The 9768-nt window shown below is 64.1% G+C and carries 15 protein-coding genes and 1 pseudogene; 13 read left to right on the forward strand and 3 right to left on the reverse strand.

Annotated elements, in window-relative coordinates; genetic code table 11:
• Positions 1 to 21: 21 nt before the first annotated feature.
• Positions 22 to 990: a magnesium and cobalt transport protein CorA gene (locus PMI02_RS25415; RefSeq protein WP_007688497.1), complete on the reverse strand. Its 969-nt coding sequence runs from the start codon at positions 988 to 990 to the stop codon at positions 22 to 24.
• Between the two features lie 155 nt (positions 991 to 1145).
• Complete coding sequence (locus tag PMI02_RS27480; RefSeq protein ID WP_157222683.1) at positions 1146 to 1439, reverse strand: hypothetical protein; 294 nt, start codon at positions 1437 to 1439, stop codon at positions 1146 to 1148.
• A 206-nt stretch (positions 1440 to 1645) separates the two neighbouring features.
• On the opposite strand from PMI02_RS27480, the gene PMI02_RS25420 reads away from it, so the two are divergent.
• Positions 1646 to 1891, forward strand: a complete 246-nt coding sequence (locus tag PMI02_RS25420; protein ID WP_007688499.1) for a hypothetical protein — start codon at positions 1646 to 1648, stop codon at positions 1889 to 1891.
• On the opposite strand, the pseudogene PMI02_RS25425 reads toward PMI02_RS25420, so the two are convergent.
• A pseudogene (locus PMI02_RS25425) lies at positions 1857 to 2209 on the reverse strand (integration host factor subunit alpha). The gene PMI02_RS25420 and the pseudogene PMI02_RS25425 sit on opposite strands and share 35 nt — an antisense overlap.
• Positions 2210 to 2461: 252 nt before the next feature.
• Here PMI02_RS25425 and PMI02_RS25430 point away from each other — a divergent pair.
• The 12 genes from PMI02_RS25430 to PMI02_RS28250 all read left to right on the forward strand — a co-directional run bounded on the left by PMI02_RS25430 (position 2462) and on the right by PMI02_RS28250 (position 9423).
• Positions 2462 to 2971, forward strand: coding sequence for a DUF736 domain-containing protein (locus tag PMI02_RS25430; protein WP_007688504.1), 510 nt, complete (start codon positions 2462 to 2464; stop codon positions 2969 to 2971).
• A 61-nt stretch (positions 2972 to 3032) separates the two neighbouring features.
• Positions 3033 to 3368, forward strand: coding sequence for a hypothetical protein (locus tag PMI02_RS25435; protein WP_007688507.1), 336 nt, complete (start codon positions 3033 to 3035; stop codon positions 3366 to 3368).
• A gap of 305 nt (positions 3369 to 3673) precedes the next feature.
• Entirely contained in the window at positions 3674 to 3901 is a 228-nt protein-coding gene (locus PMI02_RS25440; RefSeq protein ID WP_007688509.1) for a DUF6290 family protein, read from the forward strand.
• Between the two features lie 81 nt (positions 3902 to 3982).
• On the forward strand, positions 3983 to 4150 hold the full coding sequence (locus PMI02_RS28130; RefSeq protein ID WP_238539162.1) for a type II toxin-antitoxin system RelE/ParE family toxin: 168 nt from the start codon (positions 3983 to 3985) through the stop codon (positions 4148 to 4150).
• Between the two features lie 25 nt (positions 4151 to 4175).
• Positions 4176 to 4469 (forward strand): hypothetical protein, encoded by a 294-nt coding sequence (locus PMI02_RS25445; RefSeq protein WP_007688511.1) that lies wholly within the window; start codon positions 4176 to 4178, stop codon positions 4467 to 4469.
• A 640-nt stretch (positions 4470 to 5109) separates the two neighbouring features.
• Positions 5110 to 5445, forward strand: a complete 336-nt coding sequence (locus tag PMI02_RS25450) for a single-stranded DNA-binding protein (protein WP_007688513.1) — start codon at positions 5110 to 5112, stop codon at positions 5443 to 5445.
• Between the two features lie 64 nt (positions 5446 to 5509).
• Positions 5510 to 5776: a hypothetical protein gene (locus tag PMI02_RS25455; protein WP_007688515.1), complete on the forward strand. Its 267-nt coding sequence runs from the start codon at positions 5510 to 5512 to the stop codon at positions 5774 to 5776.
• Between the two features lie 91 nt (positions 5777 to 5867).
• The gene (locus PMI02_RS25460) at positions 5868 to 6311 is read left to right on the forward strand and encodes a hypothetical protein (RefSeq protein ID WP_007688518.1); all 444 of its coding nucleotides are present in this window, start codon (positions 5868 to 5870) and stop codon (positions 6309 to 6311) included.
• A 44-nt stretch (positions 6312 to 6355) separates the two neighbouring features.
• Entirely contained in the window at positions 6356 to 6631 is a 276-nt protein-coding gene (locus PMI02_RS25465) for a hypothetical protein (protein WP_007688520.1), read from the forward strand.
• Positions 6632 to 7263: 632 nt separating this feature from the next.
• A complete protein-coding gene (locus PMI02_RS25470; RefSeq protein ID WP_007688521.1) occupies positions 7264 to 8259 on the forward strand; it encodes a DUF2493 domain-containing protein in 996 nt (331 codons plus the stop codon).
• Positions 8260 to 8595: 336 nt separating this feature from the next.
• Positions 8596 to 8895, forward strand: coding sequence for a hypothetical protein (locus tag PMI02_RS25475; RefSeq protein WP_007688522.1), 300 nt, complete (start codon positions 8596 to 8598; stop codon positions 8893 to 8895).
• 393 nt (positions 8896 to 9288) lie between these two features.
• A complete protein-coding gene (locus PMI02_RS28250) occupies positions 9289 to 9423 on the forward strand; it encodes a hypothetical protein (protein ID WP_007688523.1) in 135 nt (44 codons plus the stop codon).
• Positions 9424 to 9768: the final 345 nt, after the last annotated feature.

Genomic DNA, 9768 nt, shown 5'->3' on the forward strand with positions numbered 1-9768 from the left:
CGGCCTATCGGATGGCCGGGTTCAAAGCCATTTCAGCCTCCTGAAGCGCTTGTAGAGCAGGAGGCATACAGAGGCGATCGCCACCAGGACGACGTAATATCCATAACGCGTCTCGAGTTCCGGCATGTTCTTGAAGTTCATTCCGTAGATGCCCGCCATGGCGGTCGGCACCGCCAGGATGGCCGCCCACGCCGCCAGCTGACGGGTGATAGCGCCCGTTCGTTGCTGTTCGAGCAGATTGCTGAATTCGAATACCGAGTTGAGGATTTCCTTGAGCCCGTCGGCCATGGCCTGGACCCGGCGGACGTGGTCGTTGACGTCGCTGAAATAGGGCCGCGCATCCTGATCGATGCAAGGCAGCTCTGCTCTGACGAACTTGGCCGCGACTTCGCCCATTGGGATCAGCACGCGCTGGAAACGGATGATCTCTCGCCGCAGGCTGAAGATGCGGATGATATCGTCCCGGCCCAGGAAACTATCCACCGTTTGGCGCTCCATCGCCAGGGTGTCCTCTTCGATCGTCTCTATGATCGGCAGGTAACCGTCGACGATATAGTCGAGGATGGCGTGGAGGACATAGTCGACGCCTTTCTGCAGCATGCCCGGGTCCTGCTCGAGTTGCCCCCGAAGCTTGGAAAACTCGCGCTCATGGCCATGGCGAACGGTGATGATGTGGCTGTGCCCGACAAAGATCGAAACTTCCCCATAGCGAATCTCGTCGCCGACGAGTTCAGCGGTCCGTGCCGTCACGAACAACTGGTCCCGGTAGACGTCCACCTTTGGGATCTGTTTACCGGTGATGGCATCCTCGACGGCCAAGGGGTGCAGCCCATACTGCTCCTGCAGCGAGCGTAGGTGCTCAGGCGTTGGATCGAGCAGCCCGATCCAGACGAATTCGGACCGGTCATCGGGACAATGAACCTTCTCGGCTACATCGATGTCCCGCACACGCTGGCCGTTTCGATAGAGAACCGCGGCAACCACACTCATCATTTCACTCCGCCGTCCAATTTCGAAGGGCGGGACAGAAGCGCAGGTTGCGGCGATTTGCTCCTCGTAGAATGTGAACCGGTTCGCTTTACCGAACAGGTCGTCAGGCGTGCGCGATACAATGCGGATCGGTCCGGGGGTCGTTCGCTTAAACGTCATTCTTCAACTTCGCCGCGACGCCGACCAATCGACAGAGTGCCGGAGATGCGCTCTTCGTCGGATCGCTTCTGCCGCGCCAAGCCGGCCGTCGATTTGGCTTTACGCAGCAGGCCGGGAGAAACCGAGGCTGATAGTTGCGAGCGATAAAAAACATGAGAGGTCTCCGGAAAGTCGCTCCAGGCCTCCTGCGTTTGCGGCGCGCCCAGATTGGCACGCGACCAAGGGGCGCATTCTCGGAGCGAAGCAGCAACGCTATGCCTCGGATTCCCGTTGATTCTCCAGACGATCAAAATGCCATTGGCATTGTAAAATCACTATGTCCCGGGCCGCCGCAATGGAGCCTAGACGAGGCTTTGCAACTCATGCGGCAAGCCCGCAAACTGCTACGAGAAGCTGGAGCCCCCAGGGGCACGCAAAAGATCGGCTTCGCGATCAACAGCGCGAGGGCGCCCTCCGGCATTGCGAACGTAAACCGATGATCTCGGAGCCATAAGCCATGAACCACACCGCCGCCCTTTCTCTACCGACCGACAACCTCACCCAGACCTCGACGATAGAGGCCGGGTATACCTCGCCGGTGATCACCGACAGCGGCATGCCCACCCTCGAACTCCTCATCGAACCGGATGGGGACCTCGACTCCGCCTTCGTCGCTTATGACCGGAACGGGAACACCTGGTTGACAGTCAGTGGCTGGCTCTTTGAGTTCAGCCCTGACTTGCCCGCCGCAGCGGCTCCGTAACAGCTGCTGGCGCCTTTTCCTGGTCCGCGCTAACTATCCGTTGCTTCAGCTTCGCACTGGCACGGAAAGTCATGACCCGTCGCGGCTCGATTGCATGCGCCTCCCCGGCTTGGGATTGCGACCGACGCGCTCCGATTTTTCCCGCAAGAGAAACGACCCAAAGCCGCTTATCTTGACGTTCTCCCCGCGCGCCATGGCCGAGCACATATGCTCCAGGATCGACGAGACCATATCGAGCGCCCCATTATTGCTCAGGCCGACCTCGCGGTGAACCGAGTCGGCGATCGCGGCCCGAGTAAGAGTTTCGTTTCGCCCCATCGTCGTGACTGCCCCCTGCTGACCCATCTTATAGTAATACGTGGCTTCGCCAGGCGATACTACCCGCAAGCCATTACCTCGCTGCATCGCTAGCCGCAATCACCTCACCGCCGCCCCAAGCCATGACGCCTCGCCTTGTCGGCGCGGCGGCTACGCGCGTTCGCGCGGGCCGGGCCGGAAGGGCCCGGAGGAGGAGAGGGAAGGAGGATGGTGGGTCCGGACAATGGGTTCGGGCGCATCTGGAGAAGTGGCATGAGCATGAACATTGGCAATCTGAAGCTGAACGAGCAGGGCACCCCGGTTGGTCGCATCGTGACGCTGGGCTTCAACGCAGTCGTGGCGCTGCGCGAGGTCGCCTCGCATAACGAGAAGGCACCCGCTTTCGACGTGATGGGCCTCTCGGCCGATCGTCGCACGTGGGTGAAGATCGGCGCGCTGTGGGAATATTCGGCCACCGGTTCGGGCGAAAGCTTCTACTCGGGCCGGCTCGACGATCCCGCGCTGGAAAAGCCCCTGGACGTTGCGCTCTTCCGGCAGGAGGACGGCAGCTACAACGTCAGCTGGCGGCGCCCGCAGCGCAAGCGCGAGCTGCCCGCCATGGGCAGCGACAGCGCCCTCCCGCCGATGCCGCCTGCCGGTCCCGAGGACGAGCACGCCGGCGGCCAGACCCCCGCTGCCGGCGATGGCCTCGGCGACAGCACCGCACCCGCTCCCAAGACGCCCGCTCGTGGCAAGCAGCAGAAGGAGCCCGAAACCGTCTGACCTTCAACCACCCCGCGCCGGGCAATCACGCCCGGCGCAAACCTTGTACGGAGTACCTTGAATGACACCAACCGTCGCAGGAATGCGGATTGCCCGCAGCGTCACGGCTTTCGAGACCGAACTCGACAACCTTCTCGCCAAATCGGGTCAGTTGCTGGCCGAGGTGGCGCACGCGCGCGCCGCTACCGGCGTAGAAGCGCATACGATGCAGCAGCCGTTGGCGCGCGTCGCCAACGTGCAGCGCGCCCTCGTCGGCGCCCGGTCCGAACTGATGCGGGCCCATCGCGACCTGTCCAACCTCGCTCAGAAGATGGACCTCGGCGTTATCTGCCCCGAGGCCGCAAAACTCAACGACAGCGCGCCGCATCTCGATGGGGTGGCCGCGATAACGGCGTAAGCAGCCGCTATCGCATATGAAGGCGCGACAGACCTTCGCCGGTGCATCAGCGGTGCTGATGATCGCCCAGTGTCCCGGGGCCTGAAACGGGATTGAGGATCGCGACTAGCTCCAGGAGCGCGGGTTCGATCCAACATACCAAGCGCTTCCCCTAGCCGACGTTAAGCCCCCTGCGTCAGCGCAAAGGCCCGCCCTCCGGTTCCTCCTGCCGGAGCGGCGGGTCTTTCTTTGCGACCGGTGCGCATGCTGGCATCGATCGCTCTAACGTCATATGTTGAATACACGTATTCAAAGGATATTTCGCTATGGCCACCTCTGTCAGATTGGCACCCGACATCGAGCAGCGCCTCGATCGGCTTGCCGCTAACACCGGGCGTACCAAAGCCTACTATCTGCGCGAGATCATCGCGCGCGGCATCGAGGACATGGAAGACGTCTACCTCGCACAGAAGGTGCTCGAGGACGTCCGCGCAGGACGCGAGACAACCAGTTCGCTCGAAGACGTAGAGAAGCGCCTTGGCCTGGCGGATTGAACTGACCGCAAGCGCCGAGAAGTCCCTCTCCAAACTCGATCGCACCGCTGCCAAGCGGATCCGACCTTCCTGCGCGAACGGATCGCCAGCGCCGACGATCCGAGATCGAGCGGGAAAGCGCTCGCTGGTCAGCTCGCGGGCCTGTGGCGCTACCGAGTTGGCGATTACCGTCTGATCTGCGAGATCGAAGACGGTAAGCACCTCATCCTGGTCGTGACGATCGGCCACCGCGGCGACATCTACCGCTAGAGCATCACCTTCATGGAGATAACCGATGACGCCGCTTGTGGCCGCCTTCGTCACCATCGTCGCCCCGATGCTGCTCTGGCTGTACACCCTGTCTGAAGCGCAGCGCCTTCCCAGAGGCAACGACGCGTCTCGCGGAGCCCGCCTTGCCGGGTTCATAATGAAGCATTGGCCGTTTCTGCTGATGCCTATCGTTCTACCATACTGCATCTCCCACCTGGGGGCCGCTGAACTCGCGATGTCGAGCTCGCTCAACATCGCGATGATGGTCTCAGGGCTCACACTGCTCCTGTCGTGGATGTTTCGCACCACAAAGGCATGATTTCACCTGACCGGCGGTGCCCCCCCATCTTGGCCGCTCTCTGCGCAGCCCCGCTCAGGTGATCGGATAACACCGGTGCCGCCTCGCCGGGTTTAGACCGCAATATCAGCGACATCGCACCTTTGCGGTCCTCGCTGCGATCGATGTCCCGCACCGTGAACGCAGCCCATCACCGCGGCGCCTCTCCAAAGTAACTGCGAACTGCCCCTGCCGAACTGGTGTGCGTGGGGCCCGGGACCCGCGCATAGCAGGGCCAGATCCTCTCTCCCCTCGATGCCGACGCGCGACGGCGCTCGATCAACCCCGGCCGGGTGAGGTCGATAACGCTGGCTGTCACGAGGGGCGATCACGAACGACCGGGCCTTATGCTGGAAGGGCGAGCCGAAGGACGTCGCTCTTTTCCGAGGTTAGCCCCCAGAGAGACCCGGCGATCCGACCGCCTCGGTAGCGCCCCTTGCCCCCGTTCGGCGACCTGCCCAACCCCGGCGAACCGGGCCGTGTTGCCCGCTACGCGGGCTGCCCGCACCACCCCGGTCCTTAGGGGTTCCCCTCCGCTGCGCTCCGGTGGGCCGGACCCCGCCCGGGGGCTCATCAGGGGCACCGGCGGACGAACCACCGGTTCAACTGGAGGCTTAGCAAAATGAACAACGTCAACCTGGTCGGTCGCCTTGCCAAGGACCCCATCGCTCGCGATCGCGGCGACACCCGCATCACCGAACTCACCCTCGTGACCGAACGCCCCCGCATCCGCGACGGCAAGGTCGAGAAGGACCCCGAGACCGGCTACCCGCTCAAGGACGCCGAGTTCCACAAGATCACCATCTTCAACGGCAAGGGCATGGGTGTCCGCAGCCACAAGGTGAAGGGCGACCTGCTCGCGGTGACCGGCCGCATCCACTACACCCGCTGGACCGACAACGAAGGCCAGACCCGCTACGGCTGCGAGATCATCGCCGAAGACATCGAGTTCCTCTGAACCCCAGCAAGGGCGGCGCAAGGCGCCGCCCCCTCTCTTTGGACCACCGCAGGAGTTACCGGCCATGAAGGACTTCGCCATCACCGCCACCCGCGACCTCGACCGCGCCGCCCAGCGCCTCCAGGACCTCGAACGCTACGCCGATCGCCGCGGCCAGCTGCTCGAAACCCTGGACCTGGACCTTCTCGGGCCAGACCAACTGTCCCGAATCTTCGCCGAGGACGAACAGATCAACGAGGACCTGGCCTGGGGTCACCTCTACATCAACCACCTCGCCGAAATGGAGGCGCTCGGCTCCTCGATCGAAAGGGACTTGCGCCTTGCCGCCTAACAACTTGTTTCCCCCAAAGGGTTCCGGCGCCGGGGCTTCGCCTTGGCGCCTCCTGCTGTTATCCTCGCCCCATAAAAGCAGGGAGGACGCCGTGAGCACGGCCATCGATAACGACCGCTCGAGCGACGAAATCGAAGTGAAGATCATCGACCCCGATCTCGTCGTAAGGCTGGAGGTCGACTACACCGAGCACGCCGGCGAATGGGTCGAGGTGCTCATGCAGGGCCGTTCACCCGACATGGAGACCACCTTCCCGATCAGCATCACATTCTTCACCCTTCCCGGCGACGTCGAGCAATCGGAGCACGACCGCGTCCTTACCTTTCCCAAGACCGAACACGAACGCGCCTCCAAGATCGGCTGCCGCGTCCCGATCTCCGACATGGCCATGCACGGACTGCTCGCCTTGATCGAATCCGGGCACCGGCGAACCTTCAGCTTCTCAGCCGTCCCCCACCCCAAACAGGAAGGTCTCCTGATCGAGAACTTCGAGTTCTACCTCGAGCCGAAACCGGATCCCCGCAGCATTCATTGAGGGTGCCCCGGCGCTGGCAGCGGTCATTTCCGAGAGGCGCACACATGGATCACACCAAACTTGAACGGATCGCCGGCGAATTGCGTCTGCGCGGCTTGGACGTGAGCACCCTTGCAGAGCAGACCGGCGACATCGCCGCAGTCTGGGCCATCACAGATCGCACTGAGGACACCATCATCCGGGTCATCGTCCTGCAGGGTGTCAACGGCAACCCGACATTCTGGCCGGAAGCATTCAACACAACCAGTGCGCGCTTCGTAACGCCGATCATCCTCAGACTGGGCGACGTCGTCGAGCAGATATGCCGCGCCGAGGCGTAGCAGTCGGACCTCGCGATCACCGACAAGCGGGCGTCGCAACAGCTATATAGATACACTGCCCGCTCCAAAGATCCCCCCAACAGATACCTCAGTCACCGCCCGGCGTGGTGTTGGGTTCGGCCGTTCGTTGAGCTAGCGCGGGTGAAGCGTTGTCATCTCAGCACGGGTAAGCGACAAAGAATCAGGCCGCATGCCGCTTACGCGTCACCGGGCTCTATTCCGCTAGGGCTTCCTCGCATTGCCGGCAGTCGCCGGCGCGCTCAAAGCCCAAGCTCCACCAAGCCCCGCTGCACGGGTCTTGGCCCTGACGGGTGACGATCCCTTGCGGGAGGTGGCCGCGCCCACCCAGGGCGGCTCTGTCGGGACCCTCACGCCAAAGGGCGCGGGGAGAGCACAATTCTAAGATATTCTCACACGGTAGGCCAAGTTTGGCAGGCGTCGGTTGGCGTCCGTCAAGGATCCGCGGTTCCCCCAATTTTCACGTCATCCCTCCGCTGCGCTCCAGAATGCCGAGAAAATCGGCTCCCCCACGGCCCGCTGCGCGGCGGCCTCCGGCCGTCCCTGACCTCCTGACCGCCACCTGCCTGATGATGGGGGTCATCAAGAGGATGACAAAAAAATGGAGGTTTATCATGACCAAGTTCAACAACTTCGCCGATCTCGCCGCAAACCTCGCCGCGGACCGCATCGCCCGCGCCGACGAGGCTCACGAGCACAGCTACGACGGCGCCTTCATCGAGCACTCGGAGCTCGCCAAGCTGAGCGTCTACGAGGAGTCGATCGCGACCGAGATGCCCGATCCCGACATGGCGCGCGCCGCGGTGGAACTGGCCGTCGGCACGATCTTCGACGTCTTCCGCGACACCCGCATGGAGGAGTTCGCGCAGCAGATCGTCTGGGGCTTCGTCAACTCCTTCCACATGACCGCGCGCCTGGCCGAGGGCCGCGAGGACGATGCCGCCAAGAAGCTGGGTGAGCTTGCCCGCAACTACGAGCCCTCGGAAATCCACGCCGTCGAGCTCGAGGAGACTCAGCTGCTCTGCCAGACCCTGCAGGGATGTCGCGAGGCTCTGGAAGCCATGCGCGACCACGCCTCGGAAGTGTACCGGGTCGAGACCGGCAAGCCCTTCACCGCCACGCGTGGGTCGCAGGTCGCCCGCAACGGGGTCACTGCCTCGCAGATCGCCGCCCGCGACTTCCTCGCCGCACGCAACCGGCAGCGCAACGAGGAGCACGCACCGACCGGCCCGATGGTCGTAGTGTCGGGCGGTCAGGTCTGGCACGACCATGAGATGCTCTGGGACATCCTCGACGACATCAAGGCCCGGGTTCCCGAAATGGTTCTGGCCACGACCGGGATGCGCAAGGGCGTCGACGCCATCGCCACCTCCTGGGCACAGTCGCGCAAGGTCAAGGCGATCAGCTTCATCCCCAACCGCGCGCACGGTAACCGCGGGCCCTTCCTGCGCAACGAGAACCTGGTTAAGCTGCGGCCGGTCGAGGCCATCGTCTGCGAAGGTTCGGGCATCCAGTCCAACCTCGCGCAGCGCCTGCGCCAAGCCGGGGTTCCGCTGCACATCCGCCGGCTCACCGACCAGCGCGCCGCACAATCCAACCAGCGGGCGTAAGCGCCCATCGGGAGGCTCGGGCATCCGCCCGGGCCTCCCTCCTACTTTTTGTCACGCTACAGCGCGGCTCAGGGGCATCGAGCCCCATCGCCGCGATCGCGACAAGCCCGTTGCGCACATCGCTCCAGCCCCGCCGAGAGGTGGGGAAAGGGATCTCTCTAGTCGTCCCAGTGTGTCGGCCGCGCCGGACAGTCTCAAGGACGGCAGGGTCCCACCATCTTCCTTCGGAAAATCGTTACCCCTACCGCCGCTAACGCGGCCGCTGCGCGGTCCTGAGACACCGTCCGGCGCAGCCGACCCGATCACTCCCGTCATCAAGACAAAGGAGGAACGATCATGCACATCACGTTGTTCAAAGCTCTGAAGAACGCTAATATCTTCGACGACGCCGCCGAGAAGGTGGTGCACGCCTTCGAGGAGCACATCGACATGGCAGTCGCTGAAGCCATCAAGCACTACGACCAGCGCCTGGCCGCGATGCAGGCGATCCTCGAAGCGAGGCTCGAAAGCGGCCTCAAGGGCGTCCAGACCTCGATCGACGGGCTCAAGTGGTACATCATCGTACAGGGCTCGCTCATGGCGGCTGCGGTGGCCACCGGCGGCATCCTCACCGCATACTTCCAGTTCATCAAATAGCCGGGGGGCTTCGGCCCTCCAACAGTACCGTCTCGCGAGGGGTCGCTCGGGCAACCGGGCGGCCCCTTCTCGTATGGCGGCCTGCGCGGTGGCCAGGCCCCGCTCGCTCGCATCCGCACAGGCCCTCCGGCCTGCACGTCGCTACGCCTTGCCGGGCCCGTACACCGATAGCTCGCGCCCCGCCGATAGGGGGCATCCCTCTCCCGGTCGTCCAATCGTGTCATGCGCTGCGGTTCGCCTCAAGGATGATCGGTACCCCCAATTTTCCCGCCGCTGACGCGACAAGAAAATCGGCTCCCCCGATCCCCGCTACGCGGCACGGACTTCGCCCGTGTCCTTGACCCGAGCCCGGTCACATGACCGCCGATCGCCGTCAGAACGAGGAGATTACACATGCCGCAGGACATCAACACCGACCATCCCACCGCCGCCGACCCGGACGTCGCTGAGGGGCACACGCTCACCAGCTGCTGGTGGGCCGACTGTGACTACGAGGGCGAAGAAGACCTCGACATCAACGACGACTGACCGGGAGGCGGCAACGGGCCGGTTTAACCCGGCCCCCGCTAGCCATTCGAAGCGACTGTCGCGGGTAGCGCGATCGCCCGCGTCGTCCTGCCCGGAAGGGTCGCACCCGCGCGGCCAGGGGGGGGGCGGCGCGGCGGTTCCTTGCTCGCTGACGGCCCTACGGCCGTTTCGCTTCGCGCGGTCCGCCTTGCCGGGTCACGGCATCGCCGGCAGGCTTGCCCCGGCCCGCCTTCGCGGTCCTGGCGCATCGCCCCGGCTCGCCTGCGGTGCGTCTGCCGAGAGGTTGCAAGCGCGCGGTGAGGGCAGTGGCCGGCGCGGCGGTCCCTTGCTCGCTGCCGGCCCTGC

The organism is Novosphingobium sp. AP12, assembly GCF_000281975.1.
In the GTDB taxonomy this organism is placed as follows: Bacteria; Pseudomonadota; Alphaproteobacteria; order Sphingomonadales; family Sphingomonadaceae; genus Novosphingobium.